The sequence below is a fragment of the Paracoccus sp. J56 genome, assembly GCF_019633685.1.
GTDB classification, from domain to species: Bacteria; Pseudomonadota; Alphaproteobacteria; order Rhodobacterales; family Rhodobacteraceae; genus Paracoccus; species Paracoccus kondratievae.
The window spans coordinates 36,584-55,955 of record NZ_JAFL01000006.1; the positions used below are offsets into that span (position 1 = coordinate 36,584).

The 19,372-nt window shown below is 63.2% G+C and carries 19 protein-coding genes; 10 read left to right on the top strand and 9 right to left on the bottom strand.

Annotation, left to right across the window (positions count from 1 at the left end):
* Positions 1 to 44: 44 nt before the first annotated feature.
* On the bottom strand, positions 45 to 1,340 hold the full coding sequence (gene ugpB, locus M511_RS05905) for a sn-glycerol-3-phosphate ABC transporter substrate-binding protein UgpB (protein ID WP_085501651.1): 1,296 nt from the start codon (positions 1,338 to 1,340) through the stop codon (positions 45 to 47).
* A gap of 634 nt (positions 1,341 to 1,974) precedes the next feature.
* Here ugpB and M511_RS05910 point away from each other — a divergent pair.
* A complete protein-coding gene (locus M511_RS05910; RefSeq protein WP_085501652.1) occupies positions 1,975 to 2,178 on the top strand; it encodes a P-loop NTPase family protein in 204 nt (67 codons plus the stop codon).
* A gap of 59 nt (positions 2,179 to 2,237) precedes the next feature.
* On the opposite strand, the gene M511_RS05915 is transcribed toward M511_RS05910, so the two are convergent.
* Positions 2,238 to 4,301: a TonB-dependent receptor domain-containing protein gene (locus M511_RS05915; RefSeq protein ID WP_085501653.1), complete on the bottom strand. Its 2,064-nt coding sequence runs from the start codon at positions 4,299 to 4,301 to the stop codon at positions 2,238 to 2,240.
* 150 nt (positions 4,302 to 4,451) lie between these two features.
* Between M511_RS05915 and M511_RS05920 the strand changes: the two genes are divergently transcribed.
* Genes M511_RS05920 through M511_RS05935 form a run of 4 tightly spaced genes read left to right on the top strand, consistent with a single transcriptional unit; the run spans position 4,452 to position 8,231 of the window.
* Positions 4,452 to 5,492, top strand: coding sequence for a hemin-degrading factor (locus M511_RS05920; RefSeq protein ID WP_085501654.1), 1,041 nt, complete (start codon positions 4,452 to 4,454; stop codon positions 5,490 to 5,492).
* Entirely contained in the window at positions 5,489 to 6,379 is an 891-nt protein-coding gene (locus tag M511_RS05925) for a heme/hemin ABC transporter substrate-binding protein (protein WP_085501655.1), read from the top strand. The genes M511_RS05920 and M511_RS05925 overlap by 4 nt, the downstream gene beginning before the upstream one ends.
* Complete coding sequence (locus M511_RS05930; RefSeq protein WP_085501656.1) at positions 6,379 to 7,458, top strand: FecCD family ABC transporter permease; 1,080 nt, start codon at positions 6,379 to 6,381, stop codon at positions 7,456 to 7,458. Before M511_RS05925 ends, M511_RS05930 begins: the two co-directional genes overlap by 1 nt.
* On the top strand, positions 7,455 to 8,231 hold the full coding sequence (locus tag M511_RS05935) for a heme ABC transporter ATP-binding protein (protein ID WP_085501657.1): 777 nt from the start codon (positions 7,455 to 7,457) through the stop codon (positions 8,229 to 8,231). Before M511_RS05930 ends, M511_RS05935 begins: the two co-directional genes overlap by 4 nt.
* A 12-nt stretch (positions 8,232 to 8,243) precedes the next feature.
* Here M511_RS05935 and M511_RS05940 read toward each other — a convergent pair whose 3' ends face one another.
* The 4 genes from M511_RS05940 to acs form a co-directional block, all read right to left on the bottom strand.
* Positions 8,244 to 8,612, bottom strand: a complete 369-nt coding sequence (locus M511_RS05940) for a response regulator transcription factor (protein WP_029372256.1) — start codon at positions 8,610 to 8,612, stop codon at positions 8,244 to 8,246.
* A gap of 78 nt (positions 8,613 to 8,690) precedes the next feature.
* Positions 8,691 to 10,403: a cation acetate symporter gene (locus M511_RS05945; RefSeq protein ID WP_010397540.1), complete on the bottom strand. Its 1,713-nt coding sequence runs from the start codon at positions 10,401 to 10,403 to the stop codon at positions 8,691 to 8,693.
* Positions 10,400 to 10,708, bottom strand: coding sequence for a DUF485 domain-containing protein (locus tag M511_RS05950; protein ID WP_010397538.1), 309 nt, complete (start codon positions 10,706 to 10,708; stop codon positions 10,400 to 10,402). Before M511_RS05950 ends, M511_RS05945 begins: the two co-directional genes overlap by 4 nt.
* 204 nt (positions 10,709 to 10,912) lie before the next feature.
* Positions 10,913 to 12,874: an acetate--CoA ligase gene (gene acs, locus M511_RS05955; protein WP_010397536.1), complete on the bottom strand. Its 1,962-nt coding sequence runs from the start codon at positions 12,872 to 12,874 to the stop codon at positions 10,913 to 10,915.
* 351 nt (positions 12,875 to 13,225) lie between these two features.
* On the opposite strand from acs, the gene M511_RS05960 reads away from it, so the two are divergent.
* Complete coding sequence (locus tag M511_RS05960) at positions 13,226 to 13,666, top strand: pseudoazurin (RefSeq protein WP_010397534.1); 441 nt, start codon at positions 13,226 to 13,228, stop codon at positions 13,664 to 13,666.
* Positions 13,667 to 13,825: 159 nt separating this feature from the next.
* Positions 13,826 to 14,098 carry a DUF6522 family protein gene (locus M511_RS05965; protein WP_010397533.1) on the top strand — a complete coding sequence of 91 codons (273 nt, stop codon included), beginning with the start codon at positions 13,826 to 13,828 and terminating at the stop codon, positions 14,096 to 14,098.
* Positions 14,099 to 14,101: 3 nt separating this feature from the next.
* On the opposite strand, the gene ric is transcribed toward M511_RS05965, so the two are convergent.
* Genes ric through M511_RS05980 form a run of 3 tightly spaced genes read right to left on the bottom strand, consistent with a single transcriptional unit; the run spans position 14,102 to position 16,825 of the window.
* Positions 14,102 to 14,767 carry an iron-sulfur cluster repair di-iron protein gene (ric, locus tag M511_RS05970; protein ID WP_010397531.1) on the bottom strand — a complete coding sequence of 222 codons (666 nt, stop codon included), beginning with the start codon at positions 14,765 to 14,767 and terminating at the stop codon, positions 14,102 to 14,104.
* Positions 14,760 to 15,359, bottom strand: coding sequence for a UbiX family flavin prenyltransferase (locus M511_RS05975; RefSeq protein WP_085501658.1), 600 nt, complete (start codon positions 15,357 to 15,359; stop codon positions 14,760 to 14,762). Before M511_RS05975 ends, ric begins: the two co-directional genes overlap by 8 nt.
* The gene (locus M511_RS05980) at positions 15,356 to 16,825 is read right to left on the bottom strand and encodes a UbiD family decarboxylase (RefSeq protein ID WP_085501659.1); all 1,470 of its coding nucleotides are present in this window, start codon (positions 16,823 to 16,825) and stop codon (positions 15,356 to 15,358) included. The genes M511_RS05975 and M511_RS05980 overlap by 4 nt, the downstream gene beginning before the upstream one ends.
* Positions 16,826 to 16,948: 123 nt before the next feature.
* Between M511_RS05980 and ubiT the strand changes: the two genes are divergently transcribed.
* Genes ubiT through ubiV form a run of 3 tightly spaced genes read left to right on the top strand, consistent with a single transcriptional unit; the run spans position 16,949 to position 19,361 of the window.
* Entirely contained in the window at positions 16,949 to 17,479 is a 531-nt protein-coding gene (ubiT, locus tag M511_RS05985; RefSeq protein ID WP_085501660.1) for a ubiquinone anaerobic biosynthesis accessory factor UbiT, read from the top strand.
* Entirely contained in the window at positions 17,479 to 18,468 is a 990-nt protein-coding gene (gene ubiU, locus M511_RS05990) for a ubiquinone anaerobic biosynthesis protein UbiU (protein ID WP_029372254.1), read from the top strand. Before ubiT ends, ubiU begins: the two co-directional genes overlap by 1 nt.
* 2 nt (positions 18,469 to 18,470) lie before the next feature.
* Positions 18,471 to 19,361, top strand: a complete 891-nt coding sequence (gene ubiV, locus M511_RS05995; protein WP_085501731.1) for a ubiquinone anaerobic biosynthesis protein UbiV — start codon at positions 18,471 to 18,473, stop codon at positions 19,359 to 19,361.
* Positions 19,362 to 19,372: the final 11 nt, after the last annotated feature.

The following is a 19,372-nucleotide window of genomic DNA, read 5'->3' on the forward strand; positions in this document are numbered from 1 at the left end:
CCTCTTTAGGGTCGGGCGGGCGCCGGAACGCCCGCCTTCTGGTTTCAACCGCCCACGGCTTCCTTGATCGCGGCATTGCCGCGTTCGACGGCGTTTTTCAGCGCGGTGGCCGCGTCCTGCTGGCCAGCGAGCATCTTTTCGTATTCTTCGTTCTGAATGTCGCGCAGCTGCGGCAGGTTAGGCGCGCGCACCCCTTTTGAATTCTCGGTCGGCGCCTTGCCCATCATCTGCTGGATCGGCGTTTCGCGGCCCGGGTTCTGTTGATAGAAATCCGAACCTTTGGTCGCCTCATAGGCAGCCATGGTCACCGGCAGATAGCCCGATTGTTCGTGCAGGAACTGCTGAACCTCGGTCTGGGAAAGGTAGTTGAAGAAGGCAGCGACGCCCTTGTAGGTCTCGTCCGACTTGCCGCCCATGACCCACAGCGAAGCACCGCCGGGGGTGGTGTTTTGCGGCGCACCCTCGGCGGTCTCGTCATAGGGCAGCTGGCCGATGCCGTAGTTCATGCCCGATTTTACGATATCGCCGAGCCCGCCCGAGCTTTCGGTCAGAATCCCGCATTCGCCAGAGGTAAAGTTCTGCTTGGCCTCGCTGGTGCGGCCGCCGTAGACAAAGACGCCCTCTTTGGCCAGATCGGCAAGCTCTTGGAAATGCTTGACAAACAGCGGTCCGTCAATCTTCAGCTCGGGCGTGCCGGCAAGGCCGTTTTCATTCGTCGCCCAGCTGACGTTGTTCCAGGCGGCAAAGTTCTCGGTGTGAATCCAGGTCAGCCAGGTCGAGGTATAGCCGCAGGTCGCCGCGCCCGACTCTTTGATCTTGCGGGCAGCCGCCCAGACCTCGGCCCAGGTCTTGGGCGGGGTTTCGGGGTCAAGGCCCGCCTTCTGGAAGATGTCCTTGTTATAATAAAGGATCGGCGAGGACGAGTTATAGGGGAAAGACAGCATATCGCCCTCGGGCGTCGAATAATAGCCGACGATACCGGGCAGATACTGGCTCTTGTCGAATTCGTAGCCACCTTCTTTCAGCACTTCGGCGACCGGTTTGATCGCGCCCTGGGCGCCCATCATCACGCCGGTTCCGACGTCAAAGACCTGAATGATGTCCGGGGCCTGCCCGGCGCGAAAGGCCGCAATACCGGCATTCAGCGTCTCGGGATAGGTGCCCTTGAAGACCGGCTTGAGCTCATAGTCGGTTTGGCTGGCGTTAAAGTCATTGGCGATCTTGGTCACCACTTCGGCATTGGCGCCAGTCATCGCATGCCACCACGAAATTTCGGTCTTGGCTTCGGCAGCGACCGGCAGGGCCATCATACCGGCCAGCCAGAACAGGTTTTTCCGCATGGATATTCCTCCGATTCATGCCTTTCGGCGTTCTTGTTCCCGGACGGGGCTGTGAAGGTTGCCCCTGCGCCCGCCATCCGCCCCCCGTTCGAATCTTTTCGAATCTGTTCGAATTTGTCCACTGCCAATGACGCATGTGTCAATTCGCAAACAAACCGACCAGTATGGAAACTGTCGGGGAGGCAAAGCGCCGGTCACGCCTGCCCTGTCGCAGCTCTTTGTAAAAATTACGCGACAACAATATGTAACAAAGATTACTTCATCTTGGCGCATGCCAAAAACTGCGGCTCTGCAGCCTGTATCGCCCGGCTTTTCATCTGCCCGTGGAACAGGCAATAAGGGGCCGCAAATCCACAACGATAGCGTGAAAGCGAACTTCTTTCCCCAAGGAACCTGCGATTCCCGGGGAGCCCGAGGGCAGCCGACGACGCATGAGCCAAGCAAAATGAACGGGGTTGAGCATTCCCGCAGGCAGACATGTAAACGCGAAGAAAATGACCGGGCCCATGCCTCGGCCGAGGTTCTGGGCGTCTGGGGCGACCCCTTGATCGGTTATGCCGCGATGCGGGTTTTGCTCGCTGCCCCTTGATACCGTGATCAGTGTGGCGCTGCCCACGACACATTCTAAGGGCTGATGGGCGACTATGCCCGCGCCATTCTCAAGAATTCACCGATCCTGTCCCTTGGAAAGCCGGCAATCGGACGCAGGATGCCGGTTATCACCCATCGGCTGGGCGCAACCCGCCATACCGACCGTATCGCTGTCATACATGAGGGCCGCGTTATCGAAATGGACGATCATGACGCGCTGATTGCCCAAACATGGCGGGCAAACTGAGCCCTAAAATGAAACGGCCGGCCCCGGATGGGACCGGCCTTCGCATCTGGCAGCCCCGCTCAGAAACTGCGCGAGACCGACAGTTTAAAGTTCCGCCCCGGGGCCGGGCCGCTCAGCCAGGTGGCAGGCGTGTAATCGCGATCGGCGATGTTATCGATGCCCATATGAACCTCGATCCCTGCTGCGGCACCCGTTTGCGGGGCCCAGGTGGCAAAGACGTCATGGACGCCATAGCCCGCGCGATGCTCGTCATCCGCTTTGTCCCGGCCTTTCGCCAAAGTGCTGCGCAGGCCCAGTCGCCACTCGTCATTAGGCCGCCAGATCGCCTGCAGCGTGACCCGGTCGTTTGGCAGCGTGTCCAGGACCTTGCCGTCCTGATCCTTGCCATCGACGATCGAAACGGCGGCGCCCAGTTCCCAGTTGTTAAGGCTGTAGCTGGCCTCCAGCTCACCGCCGCGCAGATAGGCACGGTCGATATTGACATAGGCCGGGGTCGGCGCGGCGCCATTCGTGCGCATGATCATGTCGTCGATATGATTGCGAAACAGCGTCAATTTCATCACCGCCGCATCGCCCGAGGCGAACAGATCCGAGCCGCGATAGGACAGCCCGGCCTCAAGGTTCTTGCCCTTTTCATCCTTGAGATCCGGCGAAGGCGCACCACCACGAAAGCTGTCGTAAAGTTCATCAACCGTCGGCATGCGCTGAACAAAGGCGACCGAGCCAAAGACCGACCAGCTGTCATTCAGCCTGTAGATCGCTGCGATTTGCGGCTCGATGGCTTCGGAGTTGTATTTATCGTCCGTCGCCGTCACCGAGGATTTGGGCTCGGTGCGCTGCTTTTCATAGCGCAGACCCGAGTTCACAGTCAGATCGCCCCAGGTCAGCTCGGACAGCGCATAGGCCCCCCAGGCGCGGGTATAGGCCTCGGGGTGCGAACTTGACGGCACGCTGGACGAACGGTCCTGTTTCATGATGTCGAAACCGGTGGTCAGGTGGTGATCATAGCCCGCCCCCGACAGGTCCGAGACGTTGCGCAGCTTGAATTTCCACAGCTGATAGTCCCGCCGGCCCAGCAACGAAGCCATGATCGGCTCATCCGGGTCGTCGCCCTGCCGGACATCCTTCATGGTGTTGGTATAGGACAGGGTCGCGGTCAGGTCGATGTAGCGGTTGTCCTGCGGATTCCAGCCCCAGGTCAGTTTCATCGTCTGGTCGCGGGTGGTGATATCGCCGACACCCCACCCGGTGAAGCCGGGGAAAAGTCCGGCCTGCGCGCCCTCGACCTGATTGAAGTCCTGATTTTCGCCTTTGGCTTCCAGATGCTGATAGGAAAAAGCGATATACTGATCGCCAAAGGTGCGCCTGACTTTCAGCAGCAGGTTCGGCGTCTTGGAATTCGAGCGCACGGTGGTATTGCCGTCGGCGTCCTTGGTATCGCCCAGCTTGCGCCATGCAAAGGCGGCCAGAGCCTCAAAATCCTCGGCCGGGCGCCAGCCAAGCGCAACGCTGCCCAGGACCGTGTCGGGGTTGCTGGCATAGCCAAGCTTGGCCTTGCCGCCGAAGGTGCTGCCCCCGGCGATCAGGTCGCTGGCCTCGATCGTCTCCATGGCGATGACGCCACCAAGCGCGCCCGAACCGTATAGCGTCGAGGACCCCGGCCCGCGCAGCACCTCGACCTGACGCAGGAAATCCGGCTCAATGAACAGCGCGCCCTGACGGTAGGATTCGTAATATTTCTTTTCGCCGTCGATCAGCTGGACAATGCCGGATTCCGCCGCCGCCATTTCCGTCGAGCCAAAGCCGCGGATGTTGAACCCCTGACCAAAGAAACTGCCCGAGCCGACCCCGGCGACACCCGGCACCGTCGCCAGGACCTCGCCGATATGGCCGGCCTCGATGTCCCGCAACTGCTCGCTGTCCACGACCGAGACCGACTGGGGTACCTCGGACGCGACTTTGGGCTTTCCGGCGCGCAGCACGAGCTGATCCAGCACAAAGGTGGTCCTGGTCTTCTCATCCTCGCCCGTGCGCTGTTGGGCAAGCAGGGGCGTGGTCAGGGTCAGCGCGGTCAGGCAGGCGGTTCCGGCCAGCAGCGCGCCGCGTAGTGAATGGCGTGGCATGTGTTTCCCGTCGTCAAATCCAGAAGTTTCCGGCTGGCGCGTGCTGGCATCTTGCGCGGCGTAAAATAAACTGAGTAAAACTGTCAATGATTCTTGCGCACTGCTCCGGGTTAAGGCCACGGGCATGCAACAGCAGCGAAAGGCACAGCAATGACTGTTCATTCCCCCGCCGATCTGCGCCGCTTTCTGGCCGAAAACAGCACCCGCCCCTATGATCTGGCCGAACGGCTGGGCATCCCCGAGGCGGCGTTGGTCGCTGCGCGGGTCGGCCATGGTGCGATCCGGATTGACCCGCAACCGGGGCGGCTGATCCCCCTTGTCCAAGGTCTGGGCGAGGTGATGGCGCTGACCCGCAACCGCTCTTGCGTGATCGAAAAGATCGGCACCTATAACGAATTTCACGATGGCGAACATGCCGCCATGACCGTGGACCCCGAAATCGACCTGCGTATGTTTCCGCGCCATTGGGTCCATGCATTTGCCGTCGAACTTAAGACCGAGACGGGGACCCGCCGCTCGATCCAGATCTTTGATGCGGCGGGGGACGCGGTGCACAAGATCCACCTGCGCGATGCCTCGGACCTGACGTCATGGCAGGCGCTTTGCCATGATCTGGCGCTGCCCGATCAATCCGACAGCGCCAGCTTTGCGCCGCGCGCGCCGGTCGAGCCCGCCAAGGCCAGCCCCGAGCGCGCCGAGGCCCTGCGCCGCGAATGGGCCGAGATGACCGATACCCACCAGTTCAACATCCTGACCCGCCGGCTCAAGATGAACCGGCTGGGCGCTTACCGCATCGCGGGCGCGCCGCTGGTGCGGCAACTGGCCGTCGATGCGGTGCCGGCCCTGCTTGAGCGGGTCCACGCCCAGGGCGTCGGCGTGATGTTCTTTGTCGGCAATATGGGCTGTATCGAGATCCACTCGGGACCCATCCAGTCGCTGAAGCCGATGGGGCCGTGGCTGAATATCATGGACCCGCGCTTTAACCTGCATCTGCGCGTCGATCACGTTGCCGAGGTCTGGGCGGTGGACAAGCCGACCCGGCGCGGTCCGGCAATCTCGGTCGAGGCTTTTGATGCAGAAGGCGCGCTGATTTTTCAGTGTTTCGGGCTGCGGCCCGAAAAGGGCGGCGATGCCGCAGCATGGGCGACGCTGGTTGATGACCTGCCCGAACTGGCCGAGGCAGCGGCATGAAACGGCTGGCACTGGCGCTTGCGCTGCTGACACCGTCATGGCTTGCCGGGCCTGCCTTTGCCGAAAGCTACCCCGAGGCCCGGCGCGTGCTGTCGCTTGGCGGCTCGATCACCGAGATCATCTATGCGCTTGGCGAAGAGGCGCGGCTTGTCGGGCGTGACACCACCTCGAACTGGCCGCCCGAGGCCAATGCCTTGCCCGATGTCGGCTATCTGCGCGCGCTGTCGCCCGAGGGGGTGCTGAACGTCGCGCCTGACATGATCCTGGCCGAAGAAGGTGCCGGCCCGCCCGAGGCGGTCGCAGTCCTGCAATCGACGGGCCTGCCCTATGTCGCGGTGCCCGAGCGTTATGACATCGCCGGCGTGCTCGACAAGGTGGACCGCGTGTCCGAGGCGCTTGGCGTGCCGGAAAAGGGCCGCGATCTGCGCGAAAAGCTGGCGGCCGATCTTGAGGCCGTTCAGGCCCGCTCACAGGCGGTTGGGACACCGAAAAAGGTCCTTTTCATCCTTTCGCTGCAAGGCGGTCGCGTCATGGCAGGCGGCACAGGCACGGCGGCTGACGGGATCATTCGCCTGGCAGGTGGCGAAAACGCCCTGGCCGGGTTCCAGGGCTACAAGCCCGTCACTGATGAGGCGATCATTACCGCCGCCCCCGATGTCATCCTGATGATGACGCGGGGCGATGAACAGGTTGACGCCACAATGAATGGCGGCAACACCAATGCCGAGGCAGCCGAAGCAGCGCAGAAAATCCCCGCGCTTGCCCAGACCCCGGCAGGTCGTGCGGGTGCGGTAGTGGTAATGGACGGACTGAAACTGCTGGGCTTTGGTCCCCGCACCGGCGAGGCGGCGGTCGAACTGCATGACCTCATCTATGCGGGGTCGTGATGGTCGCCTTGTCCCCTGATCTTTGCCCGCCACAGCGGATCAAGGGCGACCGCAGCCAACGCGCCCGCCGTCTGGGGCTGGCACTCGCAGCCCTGCTTGCAGTAATGACGGTGATCTCACTTGGCTGGGGCGCCTCGGGCACCTCGCTGACGCAGGCGATACTGGACCTTCTGGCCGGGCGCGAACTTGCGGTGCAGGATCGGGTTGTGCTGATGGATATCCGCCTGCCCCGGGTGCTGATGGGCATTTTCGTCGGCGCCTCGCTTGCTGTTTCGGGGGCGGTCATGCAGGGGCTGTTTCGCAACCCGCTGGCTGACCCGGGCATCGTGGGCATAAGCTCGGGCGCCTCTTTGGGGGCGATCCTTGCCATAGTTCTGGCCAGCGCCCTGCCCGGCTGGCTGACCGGGCTTTTCGGCTGGTATCTGGTGCCGGTCGGGGCCTTTGCCGGTGGCTGGGCCACGACGATCACGCTTTACCGCATCGCCACGCGGCGGGGGCGCACCTCGGTTGCGACCATGCTGCTTGCCGGGATTGCATTGGGGGCGATCATCGGGGCCGTTTCAGGGCTGGTCATCCTGCGCGCCGATGACCGCGAATTGCGCGATGTGACCTTCTGGAGTCTTGGCTCGCTGGCCGGGGCGAACTGGCCCAAGCTTCTGGTGGCCGCGCCGATCATGGCGCTGGCAATGATCCATGCGCCATGGCTGGCACGCGGGCTGAACGCGCTGGCGCTGGGTGAGGCCGCGGCCGCCCATGTCGGTATCCGGGTGCAAAAGGTCAAGAACCGCGCCATCCTGACTGTCGCCGCAGCAACCGGGGCCGCGGTGGCGGTCTCGGGCGGGATCGGCTTTGTCGGCATCGTCGTGCCGCATCTTTTGCGGCTTGCAAGCGGGCCGGATCACCGCTGGCTGCTTGTGAACTCGGCGCTGCTTGGCGCGGTCACGCTGCTGATCGCCGATATGATCAGCCGTACGGTCATCGCCCCGGCCGAACTGCCGATCGGCATCGTCACCGCCATCATGGGCGGGCCGTTCTTTCTGTGGATCCTCTTGCGCAATCGCGGAGTGCTGGACCTATGAGCCTGATCGCCAGCGATATCTCGGTCAGTCTTGGCCGAAAACAGGTGCTGCATGGCGTGTCGGTAAGCGCGCAGGCGGGCGAGTTCACGGCCATCGTCGGCCCCAACGGCTCGGGCAAGACGACCCTGATGCGCAGCCTGACCGGAGAGCTGGCCTGCCGGGGCCGCATCACCCTGAACGGTCGAGACATCGCACGGATGCCGCCCGAAGAACTGGCGCGCCACCGCGGCGTGCTGCCACAGGCAGCCGAGCTGTCCTTTCCCTTTACCGTTGCCGAAGTGGTTCGCATCGGGATCGAGGGGCAGGCCGGGCGCACCGAGGCCCTGATCCCGCAGGCGCTGGCGGCAGTCGGTCTGCCGGGTTTTTCAGGCCGCCTTTATCAAGAGCTTTCGGGTGGCGAACAGCAGCGCGTGCAGCTTGCCCGCGTGCTGGCCCAGGTCTGGCAGCCGGTGGATAAGGAAACCGGCCCGCGCTGGCTGATGCTGGATGAACCGGTCAGCAGCCTCGACATCGCCCATCAGCTGACAGTCATGCGGCTGGCCGCCGATTACGCGCGGGCGGGCGGAGGCGTGATTGCGGTCATGCATGATCTGAACCTGACTGCGCTTTTTGCGCAGCGGCTGGTGCTGATGTGTGCCGGCCGCGTTCTGGCTCAGGGCCGTCCCGAAGAGGTGCTGTCCGATGACACCTTGTCCTGCGCCTATGGCTGCCGGCTGCGGGTGAACGCTACGCCCGAAAGCGGCATTTGGGTCCTGCCACACCTCGCGGCCTGAACGTGCGGGCGGTCAGGGGGTGCCCAGCAACCGCTCGATCTCGGCCCGCAGTTCGGACAGCTCAAAAGGTTTGGCAATAAAACCATTGGCCCCAAGCGCCAGCCCCTTGCGCCGCTCGACCACCGAGCCGCGCGCGGTCATCAGCAGCACCCGCACCATGCGCAGATCCGGGTCGGCGCGTACAGCCCCGACAATCTCATAGCCCGAAATGTCGGGCAGCATGATATCAAGCAGCACCAGATCAGGACGGCGTGCCCGCATTTCGTCCAGCGCGCCTGCGCCTCGGGCGATCCGCCTGTAGCTGTGGCCAGCGCGCAAAAGCAGAAACTCCAGCGCGGCGGCAATGTTATCCTCGTCCTCGACGATCAGGATGTGGGCCATCATCCCCTCCGCAACATCCGCAACCGGATGCGGAACGGTAACGGCCCGTCCCCGTCTGCGGGGGGCGGGCCGCCTTTTTCAGTGCGACGAGGCCTGGGCCGCGCCGATCCCGGTTTCAGAGCGCACCTGCTGGGCAAGGAAACCCGCCCGGTCGATACGCGCCCGTGCGCCATTGTCCATCTTTGACACGAGCCAGATGCCAAGGAAGGCAAGCGTCATCGAAAACAGCGCAGGCGAGGTATAGGGGAAGGGGGCCGAACCTGCGGGGTTACCCAGCGTCGCCTCCCAGACCGAGGGCGACAGCACCGTCAGCACCACCGACGAGATAAGCCCGAGGAAGCCGCCGACAACCGCGCCACGGGTGGTGCAATCCTTCCACAGCACCGACATGAACAGCACCGGGAAGTTGGCCGAGGCCGCCACCGCAAAGGCCAAGGACACCATGAAGGCGATGTTCTGGTTCTTGAAGGCAATGCCCAGCACCACCGCGACGATCCCCAGGACGATAGTGGTAATGCGCGAGACGCGCAGTTCACTGCCCGGCGCGGGGTTGCCGTTCTTGATCACGGTCGCATAAAGGTCATGGCTGACCGCCGAAGCCCCCGACAGCGTCAGCCCCGCAACCACCGCAAGGATGGTGGCAAAGGCCACGGCCGAGATAAAGCCCAGGAACACGTTGCCGCCGACCGCATGGGCCAGATGCACGGCCGCCATATTGCTGCCGCCGACCAATGCGCCGGTCCCGTCCAGAAACTCGGGGTTGGTCAGGACAAAGGCGATGGCGCCAAAGCCGATGATAAAGGTCAGCAGGTAGAAATAGCCGATCCAGCCGGTCGCCCACATCACCGATTTGCGCGCCTCTTTGGCACTGGGAACGGTAAAGAAGCGCATCAGGATATGCGGCAGGCCCGCAGTACCGAACATCAGCGCCATGCCAAAGCTGATCGCCGAGATCGGGTCCTTGATAAAGGTGCCCGGCCCCATGATGGACTGACCGGCAACGGCGGCCTCTTCTGCGGTCTTGCCCGAGGCAGTGGCGATCTCGGTCTTGATGCGCACCGCATCGGCAAACATCGCTTCGGGACTGAAACCATAGCGCCACATGACCATAAAGGCCATGAACGAGGCGCCGCCGAGCAGCAGGCAGGCCTTGATGATCTGCACCCAGGTCGTCGCGGTCATGCCACCGAACAGGACATAGATCATCATCAGCGCGCCGACGATCACCACTGCGATCCAGTAATCAAGGCCGAACAGCAGCTGAATCAGCGAGCCCGCACCCACCATCTGCGCGATCAGGTAAAAAGCCACCACGACCAGCGTACCCGAGGCGGCAAAGATGCGCACCGGCGCCTGGGCAAAGCGAAAGGCCGCCACGTCGGCAAAGGTGAACCGGCCGAGGTTGCGCAGCCGTTCAGCCAGCAGAAAGGTCAGTATCGGCCAGCCGACGAGGAAACCGATCGAATAGATCAGCCCGTCATAGCCCGTGGTCATCACCGCAGCCGAGATACCAAGGAACGATGCCGCCGACATGTAGTCCCCGGCAATCGCCAGCCCGTTCTGAAAGCCGGTGATGCCACCACCGGCGGTATAGAAATCCGCCGCCGATTTGGTGCGAGAGGCTGCCCATTTGGTGATATATAGCGTCCCAAGAACAAAGACGGCAAACATCACGATCGCGGTCCAGTTCGTGGCCTGTTTTTCGCCCCCCTGGATCACATCGGCCAGGGCGGCCCCCGGGACGGTCAGGGCCGCAGCGATCAGGCCCTTGCGCAGGATCTTGACGGTCATTTCAGCGCCTCCCGCCGGATCTTCTCGCTCAGATCGTCGAACTCGCTGTTCGCACGGCGCAGGTAGATACCGGTGATGATAATGGTAAAGATGATCACGCCAAAGCCCAGCGGGATGCCCCAGGTCATGACGCCAGAGCCGATACGGGCGGCAAGCAGCTCTTTGTCAAAGGCGATAAGCAGGACATAGCCGTAATAGACGACCAGCATCGCAATCGTCAGCACCCAGCCATAGCGGGTTCGTCTTTCCTTCAGTGCCTGGTAATTCGGATCGCGGACGATCCTTTCGACGAGTTCTTCTTCCATCGGGTCGTGCTCCTCCACTGCCACGATCTGCGGTTATCCTGTCCGCACCGGGTCAAGGCCGGCGCGGGCGGGCCCTCCTCTTAAGAAGAAGCGGCGCGTTACTGGCAGCCTCTCGGCCAGCCGCAGCCACCCCACGGGCGCCATGCACGCCCGTGGATAATCTTGTCCGGCTTCAGGGCCGACGTCCTCGGGCCGGCCCCTGCGTCAGTGACGGTTCATGCGGTTTGTTATGAGCTCATCGACGACGCCCGGGTCTGCGAGGGTCGAGATGTCGCCAAGGTTGCCGAAATCGTCCTCGGCGATCTTGCGCAGGATGCGGCGCATGATCTTGCCAGAGCGCGTCTTCGGCAGCCCCGGAGCCCACTGGATCAGGTCAGGCTTGGCAATCGGGCCAATCTCGGTGCGGACCCATTTCTCAAGATCCAGACGCAGCTCATCACTTGGCTCAACACCGTTCATCAGCGTCACATAGGCATAAATGCCCTGACCTTTCAGCGGATGGGGGTAACCAACCACCGCCGCCTCGGCCACCTTCTCATGCGCGACAAGCGCCGATTCAATCTCGGCCGTGCCCATCCGGTGGCCGGACACGTTGATCACATCGTCAACCCGGCCCGTGATCCAGTAATACCCGTCCTCATCCCGACGGCAGCCGTCACCCGTAAAGTAATGGCCCGGATATTGCTGGAAATAGGTCTCCATAAAGCGCTGGTGATCGCCCCAGACCGTCCGCATCTGACCTGGCCAGCTGTCGGCAATGCACAAGACACCCTCGACCGCCTCGCCCTCCTTCTCCACCAAAGCGCCGGTCTGAGCGTCCAGGACAACCGGCTTGACCCCAAAGAAGGGCAGCGTCGCCGAGCCGGGCTTGGCCTCGATCGCGCCGGGCAGAGAGGTCAGCATATGCCCCCCGGTCTCAGTCTGCCACCAGGTGTCAACAATCGGGCAGCGGCCCTTGCCGACATGCTTGTCATACCAGTTCCAGGCCTCGGGGTTGATCGGCTCACCCACCGTACCAAGAATCCGCAGGCTCGACAGATCATGCTTTTCAACCCATTCCGGGCCCTGGCTGATCAGCGCCCGGATCGCGGTCGGCGCCGTGTAAAACTGGGTGACCTTGTGCTTTTCGCACACCGCCCAGAACCGGCCCGGATCAGGCCAGGTCGGCACGCCCTCAAACATCAGCGTCGTCGCGCCATTGGCCAGAGGGCCGTAAATGATGTAGCTGTGACCCGTCACCCAGCCCACATCGGCCGTGCACCAGAAAATGTCGCCCTCTTTATAGTCGAACACATACTGGAAGGTCGTCGCCGCATAGAGCAGATAGCCCCCGGTCGTATGGACTACCCCCTTGGGCTTGCCGGTCGAACCCGAGGTGTAAAGGATGAACAGCGGGTCCTCGGCATTCATCGGGCGCGGCGGGCAGTCGGGGCTGACCTGCTCCATCATCGCCAGCACATCGACGTCACGCCCGTCGATCCAGGTGGTCTGGTCGCCGGTATGTTTGATCACAAGGCAGCGCACCCGGTCCGAGCAATGCAAAAGCGCGGCATCGGTGTTCGATTTCAGCGCGGTCTTACGCCCGCCGCGCGGCGCGGTATCGGCGGTGATGACCAGCTTGGCACCCGAGTCATTGATGCGGTTGGCCAGCGCATCGGGCGAGAAACCGGCAAAGACGATCGAATGGATCGCACCGATGCGCGCACAGGCCAGCATGGCATAAGCGGCTTCGGGGATCATCGGCAGATAGATCACCACCCGGTCGCCCCGCATCACCCCCTGGCTTAGCAGCACATTGGCAAAGCGGTTCACCTTTTCGGAAAGCTCGGCATAGGTAATGTGGCGCGCGGGCTGGCTGGGGTCATCGGGTTCAAAGAGGATCGCCGTCTGGCTGGCACGCTGCGGCAGATGGCGGTCGATACAGTTCACCGAGGCGTTCAGCGCCCCGTCCTCGAACCATTTGATCGACACCTTGCCCATGGTGAAATCGGTGTTCTTCACCTTGGTAAAGGGCTCGATCCACTCCAGCCGGCCAGCCTCGCGCCGCCAGAACCCCTCAGGGTCGGAAATCGATTCGGCATAAAGACGGGCGTAGTCACCAGGACCAATATGAACATCCTCAAATCCAGGAGGAATCGGATGTTTCAAAACCTTTTCAACGGACATGGCACGCCTCCTCAATAGCAATCCGCATCGGGTCGCTTTACCCCCACCCTCCTCTCAGGTGCCGCACGGGGGCAGCGGTCGCCGATCAGTTTGCATGTTAATCCCAGTTTCTATTTTCAGTAAACCTTTTTTTATAAAGGAATTTTTTGTAAAAAAATTGACGGCTATTCTAATGAATTTGTAAATTTTTCACAAATCGGACAGATCTGTGGTCTTAGCCTGCGGCAATCCGGTCGGCAGAAATCCGAGTAATTTCCTTTCTGCTTGATTTTCATCAAGTCGCCTGAGCCGGAACAGGATCAGGACAGGGGCGATGGGCCGTCATGCGCCCAGTTTACCAAGGAGACCGTGATGTTTCACAAACCCCTTGCCGTCGCAGCCATCATGGTGGCGCTTGGCCTTGCCCTGCCTGCGGGTGCCGAAACCCATGAGGTGCACATGCTCAACAAGGGTGAGACTGGCGCCATGGTGTTCGAGCCGGGCTTTGTCCGCGCCGAGCCTGGCGATGTGATCACCTTTATTCCCACCGACAAAAGCCATAACGTCGAAGCGATCAAGGATATCCTGCCCGAAGGCGTCGAGCCCTTCAAAAGCAAGGTCAACGATACCTACACCCTGACCGTGACCGAACCCGGCCTTTACGGTGTGAAATGCACCCCGCATTTCGGCATGGGCATGGTCGGGCTGGTACAGGTCGGCGACGCCCCGGCAAATCTTGAGGCCGCCAAGACCGCCAAGATGCCCAAGAAAGCGCGCGAGCGCATGGATGCCGGGCTGACTCAGGTGAACTGAGGCAGCGTTTTTCAAACGGCAGCAAGACAGAGATGGGCGCGATCCGATCGCGCCCTTTGCCATTCCTGCCGCTTCGGGCCGGTGCGTTCAGGTTTTCGCCATGGCAAAATGACCCGCGCATGCCCATATGTCGCAAGCAACCACCCGGAGGGATCTGGCATGGACAGGATCGACGTGACCGAACAAGGTTTCGTAGTCGATGCGCATGAGCTGGCCGAAGCCTTTGGCCTTGAACCGGACCGCGTGCCCGAACTGATGCGCACGAGCCTGATCACCACCCGCTGTGAGACCGGCGAGGGTGAAGACGCCGGACGCCATCGCCTGACCTTCTTTTTCAAGGGCCGCGCGCTGCGGCTGACCGTTGATCAGGCGGGCCGGATCCTCAAGCGCGCGCGTTTTGACATCCCCGCCCGCAATGCTGCCCCGGGTTAGGTCTTACGAGGTCAGGGCGCGGGGAAAGAGCACCTCTTCTTCAAGGTGGATATGGGCGACCACGTCGTCGCAAAGCTTGCGCAGCCCGGTGTAAAGCGCCGTCCATGAACCACAGGCCCCTGCAGGCAGGGTCAGGCCACGGGTCACATGTTCGATCCTGTGCAGGACCTGCCCGGTATCCTCATGCTCGGCCTGCATCACCCGGATCGGCCCGGCAAGCATTGCCCCCGCCCCCTGCAGGATCGAGGGGAACAGCACCGCCTCTTCCTTGGCCATATGCGATTCAAGTTCGTCCCGCAGCAAGACCAGCGCCTCGGTCAGGCCCAAGGGGGCCTCTTCGTGATCGCCATGCACTGCCTCGACCCGCTCAGCGAGGCTGATCAGAAAGGCCAGCTCTTGCCGGTGGGTCCGATGATAACGGGTCAGGATATGTTCGATCAGCGCCGGTGTCTCAGAGGGGGCATCGCGTCCGGCCTGATCGCTCAGCGCCTGCAATTCGGCGCTGAGCGTGGCCAGCGGCACACCGGCTTTCTCAGCCGCTTCGGCCAGTGCGACATTGCCCCCGCAGCAAAAACTGATGCCGGCGCGGCGAAAGACCTCTGCCGCGCCGGGCAGCCGGGCCGCAATGTCGCCGACAATGGCTGTGGAGCCAAAGGTGATGTCAGTCATGGGTATCTCCTTCGCAGGGGTTCACAGGGGGATTGGCCGGGCTCCACGCCCGCGCCAGAGGCGGGCCGAGGCGCAGCAGATCGACCGCGCGGGCGGCGATCTGGGCGGTGACTTCGGCAAGGCTTTGCGGGCGCAGGTAAAACGCCGGAACGGGCGGCAGGATCACCGCCCCCATCCGCGTTGCAGCCAGCATATTGTCGAGATGCGCCAACGTCAGCGGCGCCTCACGCGCAAGCAGGATGAGCGGCCGGCGTTCCTTGAGCTGAACCCCGGCGGCGCGGGTCAAAAGCCCATCGTCCAGCCCATGGGCAATGGCAGCAAGGCTGCGCATCGAACAAGGCGCAACGATCATTCCCGCGACCGGACATGAGCCCGAGGCGATCTCGGCCCCGGGGTCCCCTTGGGCATGGACCCGCGCCGCCATGGCGCACAGATCAGCCAACGCCCCGGTGCCGACCTCGGTGGCAAGCGTACGCTTGGCCATGGGCGAGACAACCAGATCAACGTCAGCCCCCACGCGGGTCAGCGCCCGGGCACAATCCAGCGCCAGCGCCGCGCCTGACGCACCCGAGACGCCAAGCACCACCCTCATGGCAGCACCGTCGCAAGCAGAGCCTCGGCCCGTGCCTCATGCTGCGAATCAAGGTGCATGACGCGGCCCCATTCGCGGCTGATCTCCGCCCCGATCTTTGTGGTCGCATCAAGGCCAAGCTTGCCCGCCAGCCCCTCAAGGGGCGATGCAAAATCAAGGTAATCCATCGGCGTGCGGTCCAGCAGCACCGTGTCGCGGGCCGGGTCCATTCGGGTCGAGATTGCCCAGACGATATCGTCCCAGCTGCGCACATCAATATCGCGGTCCACGACCACGATCATCTTGGTATAGCTGAACTGGGGCAGCATCCCCCACAGCGCCATCATCACCCGTCGCGCCTGACCGGGATAACGTTTGTCGATCGCCACCACCGCCATGCGATAGGAACAGGCAGCGGGCGGCAGCCACAGATCGGTAATCTCGGGGATCTTGGTGCGGATCACAGGCAGCGCCAGATCGTTGAAAACCTCGCCAATGACCGAGGGTTCATCAGGTGGCCGTCCGGTGACGGTCGAGAGGTAAAGCGGCGCCTCGCGGCAGGTGATGCGGCTGACGCGCATGACCGGGAAAGGCTCAACGGCATTGTAATAGCCGGTGTGATCGCCGAACGGCCCTTCGGGCGCGGTCTCTCCGGGGTGGATCCAGCCCTCGATAATCGCCTCGGCGCGGGCGGGTACCATCAACGGCACGGTTTTCGCCGCGACAAGCTCGGTCCGCGCGCCGCGCAGCACCCCCGAAAACCCCAGCTCTGAAACCGTTTCAGGCAGAGGCAAAGCAGCGGCAAGCAACAACGCGGGATCCGCGCCAAGGGCGATGGCGACCGGCATCGCCTTACCCGCCCTTTCCCATGAGCGATGATGTGCCGCACCGCCGCGATGGGCGAGCCAGCGCAGAATCAGCCGGTCGGGCGCCAGAACCTGCGCGCGGTAAACACCAAGGTTATAGCGCGTCAGATCCCCGGCGCGGCTGTCCTCTGGCCGGGTCAGCACCACTGGCCAGGTAATCAGCGGCCCGCCGTCATTGGGCCAGGGGGTCTGGACCGGCAGGGCATCAAGGTCCGATAGCTCGGCCTCCTGCACCGGGCCATGACGCAAAAACCGCTGCCGCATCCTTAATGCCGCGCGCAGCATCGGCCAGCGCGACATGGCATCCCGCATCCCCTCGACCGGTGGCGGGCTGCGCAGCGCAGCCAGAAACTCGCCGAACTCCACGATCTTATCCGGTTCCAGACCAAGGCCCGCCGCGACCCGCGCGCGGGTACCAAACAGGTTGGCGATGACCGGGATGCGCGCACCCTGCGGGTTGTCAAAGCGCAGCGCAGGGCCGCCCCGGCGCAAGCAGGCCAATTCGACAGCCGTCATCTCATGGCGCAACGACACGGGCTCGGCGATGCGCGCGAGCTCGCCCCGCGCCTCCAGCCAGGACAGAAAGGACCGCAGATCAGGAAAAGGGGGAAGGCTGCGCATCGCTGGCTCCGTCGGGCCCGCGACAAGGCGGGCGATGATGGGCGCAAAGCTAGGCGGCAAATTCCGCGCATGACTTGACGAAGATCAATCACAACCCCGATTAACCGGCCTAGACCGTCTGGCATGACCCAGCGCCCTGCCCTGCTGCCGCTGCTGACGCGGCTTCCGCCCCCGCCGCTTGCCCGACCGGCCCTTGGGCTGGCGCTGACGGCTTTTCTGCGCCGCATCGCCCAGCGAAACCCGTCGATCCTGTCGCGGCTTGGCCCCTATGCCGGCGCGCGATTTCTGCTTGATGTCCGCGACGGGCCGTTTCTTTTGCTGATGCAGCCCGAGGCGCAGCGTCTGAGCGCCCATTCCCGCCGCACGCCTGAGCCTGCGCATGACGCCGCGATCCGTGGCGGGCTTGCCGCCTTTCTTGCCATGCTGCACGGGGCCGAGGACGGGGACGCGCTGTTCTTTTCCGGCGAGTTGCAGATCGGCGGCGACACTTCTGCCGTGCTGGCGCTGCGCAATGCGCTGGACGACGCCGAACTGGACCTGACCGAGGAACTGGCCGCCCTGTCCGGCCAGTTTGGCGGCTGGCTGCGGCGCGGCTCGGCCCTGGCCGCGCGCAAAAGCGGCCTGATCCTGTCCCGACAAGAGGTATTGCCATGATGGAGCTGGTCTGTCCGGCCGGAACCCCGGCAGCTTTGCGTGCAGCGGTCGATGCTGGCGCACATACGGTCTATTGCGGCTTTGCCGATGAAACCAATGCCCGCAACTTTCCCGGCCTGAACTTCAGCCGCGAGGAAATGGCCCAGGGCATCGCCTATGCCCATGCCCGCGGCGCCAAGGTGCTGATTGCGATCAACACCTTTCCCCGCGCGGGTGATCAGGCACTGTGGCACCGCGCCGTCAGCGATGCAGCAGGTCTGGACGCCGATGCCGTGATCCTTGCCGATCCGGGGCTGATCGCCCATGCGGCCCAGACCCATCCCCATCTGCGACTGCATCTTTCGGTTCAGGCGGCCGCCGCCAATCCCGACGCGATCAATTTCCATGCCCGAACCTTTGGTATTCGCCGGGTGGTTCTGCCCCGTGTGCTTTCGGTCGAGGAAATCACCGCCATCAACCGCGAAATCGACATCGAAACCGAAGTCTTTGTCTTTGGCGGGCTATGTGTGATGGCCGAGGGGCGTTGTTCGCTATCCTCATACGCTACGGGGCTTTCGCCGAATATGAACGGCGTCTGCTCACCCGCCAGCCACGTTGCCTATGCCGATACCGGCGGCAATCATGAGGCACGGCTGGGCGAATTCCTGATCCACCGCACGCCCAAGGGCATGCCTGTACCCTATCCGACGCTGTGCAAGGGCTGCTTTACCTCGCCCGGCGATGGCAGCAGCCAGACCGGCCATATTTTTGAGGATCCGGTCAGCCTTGATGCAACCCGGCTGATCCCGGCCCTGCAAAAAGCCGGCGTCACCGCCCTGAAGATCGAGGGGCGGCAGCGGTCTCGCGCCTATGTGGCGCAGGTGGTGCGCGCATTTCGCGCCGCGGTCGAGGCCGCCGATCAGGGCGCACCGATGCCCGAGGGGCTGCTGGCCCGGCTGACCGAGGGGCAGGCCGCGACCACCGGCGCCTATGCCAAGACATGGAGATGAACATGGATTTGACCATTGGCCCCATCGCCTTTTTCTGGAGCGCCGAGCAGGTCCGCGCCTTTTACCAGATGCTCGCCAGCACTCCGGTTCAGCGGGTGGTGATCGGGGAATGGGTCTGTTCGAAACGCCTGCCCTTCTGGCAGCACGAGATCCCGGCCGCTGTCGAGGCCCTGCAAGCCGCCGGCAAAGAGGTTGCGCTGTCCACGCTGACACTCATCACGCTAAAGCGCGAGCGGCGGCAGACAGCCGGGCTGTTTGCCTCGGACCTGCCGGTCGAGATTGCCGATCTGGGGGCGCTTCAGCACCTGCCCAAGGGCGCACCCTTTTGGGTCGGCCCGACCGTGAACGTTTATAACGAGGGCACGCTGGAATGGCTTGCCGCGAAAGGCGCGCGCCGCATCTGCCTGCCGCCCGAGCTACCTCTTGCCTCGGTCGTGCAGCTTGCCCGTGCGGGCCGTCAGGCGGGCGTCGCGGTCGAGGTCTGGGGCCATGGCCGCGCACCGCTGGCAATCTCGGGTCGGTGTTATCACGCGCGGTTACATGATCGGGCCAAGGATAACTGCCAGTTCGTCTGCGCCGAAGACCCCGACGGCCGCCTTGTCGAGACATTAGAGGGCCAGCCTTTCCTGACCGTGAATGGCGTCCAGACGCTGAGCCACGCCCACATGACCGCCGCCCCGCACGCCGCGGCGCTGCGCGAGGCAGGCATAAGCGCCCTGCGCCTGTCGCCTCAGCAAGATAATTTTGATGATATCATAAATATTTACGCGCAGATTCTTGAAAATGGATTGCCTGCGCCCGATGCGCTTTCCGACCTGCGGCGCATTCTGCCCGGCACGGTCTTTGCGCAAGGTTTTCTTGACGCGCAGCCCGGTGCAACCCCCTGCCCCTGACCCTTTTCGGA

Bases quoted from the DNA above. Each gene is read 5' to 3' on its own strand.
- ugpB (WP_085501651.1), bottom strand. From the start codon at position 1,340: ATGCGGAAAAACCTGTTCTGGCTGGCCGGTATGATGGCCCTGCCGGTC.
- M511_RS05910 (WP_085501652.1), top strand. From the start codon at position 1,975: ATGGGCGACTATGCCCGCGCCATTCTCAAGAATTCACCGATCCTGTCC.
- M511_RS05915 (WP_085501653.1), bottom strand. From the start codon at position 4,301: ATGCCACGCCATTCACTACGCGGCGCGCTGCTGGCCGGAACCGCCTGC.
- M511_RS05920 (WP_085501654.1), top strand. From the start codon at position 4,452: ATGACTGTTCATTCCCCCGCCGATCTGCGCCGCTTTCTGGCCGAAAAC.
- M511_RS05925 (WP_085501655.1), top strand. From the start codon at position 5,489: ATGAAACGGCTGGCACTGGCGCTTGCGCTGCTGACACCGTCATGGCTT.
- M511_RS05930 (WP_085501656.1), top strand. From the start codon at position 6,379: ATGGTCGCCTTGTCCCCTGATCTTTGCCCGCCACAGCGGATCAAGGGC.
- M511_RS05935 (WP_085501657.1), top strand. From the start codon at position 7,455: ATGAGCCTGATCGCCAGCGATATCTCGGTCAGTCTTGGCCGAAAACAG.
- M511_RS05940 (WP_029372256.1), bottom strand. From the start codon at position 8,612: ATGGCCCACATCCTGATCGTCGAGGACGAGGATAACATTGCCGCCGCG.
- M511_RS05945 (WP_010397540.1), bottom strand. From the start codon at position 10,403: ATGACCGTCAAGATCCTGCGCAAGGGCCTGATCGCTGCGGCCCTGACC.
- M511_RS05950 (WP_010397538.1), bottom strand. From the start codon at position 10,708: ATGGAAGAAGAACTCGTCGAAAGGATCGTCCGCGATCCGAATTACCAG.
- acs (WP_010397536.1), bottom strand. From the start codon at position 12,874: ATGTCCGTTGAAAAGGTTTTGAAACATCCGATTCCTCCTGGATTTGAG.
- M511_RS05960 (WP_010397534.1), top strand. From the start codon at position 13,226: ATGTTTCACAAACCCCTTGCCGTCGCAGCCATCATGGTGGCGCTTGGC.
- M511_RS05965 (WP_010397533.1), top strand. From the start codon at position 13,826: ATGGACAGGATCGACGTGACCGAACAAGGTTTCGTAGTCGATGCGCAT.
- ric (WP_010397531.1), bottom strand. From the start codon at position 14,767: ATGACTGACATCACCTTTGGCTCCACAGCCATTGTCGGCGACATTGCG.
- M511_RS05975 (WP_085501658.1), bottom strand. From the start codon at position 15,359: ATGAGGGTGGTGCTTGGCGTCTCGGGTGCGTCAGGCGCGGCGCTGGCG.
- M511_RS05980 (WP_085501659.1), bottom strand. From the start codon at position 16,825: ATGCGCAGCCTTCCCCCTTTTCCTGATCTGCGGTCCTTTCTGTCCTGG.
- ubiT (WP_085501660.1), top strand. From the start codon at position 16,949: ATGACCCAGCGCCCTGCCCTGCTGCCGCTGCTGACGCGGCTTCCGCCC.
- ubiU (WP_029372254.1), top strand. From the start codon at position 17,479: ATGGAGCTGGTCTGTCCGGCCGGAACCCCGGCAGCTTTGCGTGCAGCG.
- ubiV (WP_085501731.1), top strand. From the start codon at position 18,471: ATGGATTTGACCATTGGCCCCATCGCCTTTTTCTGGAGCGCCGAGCAG.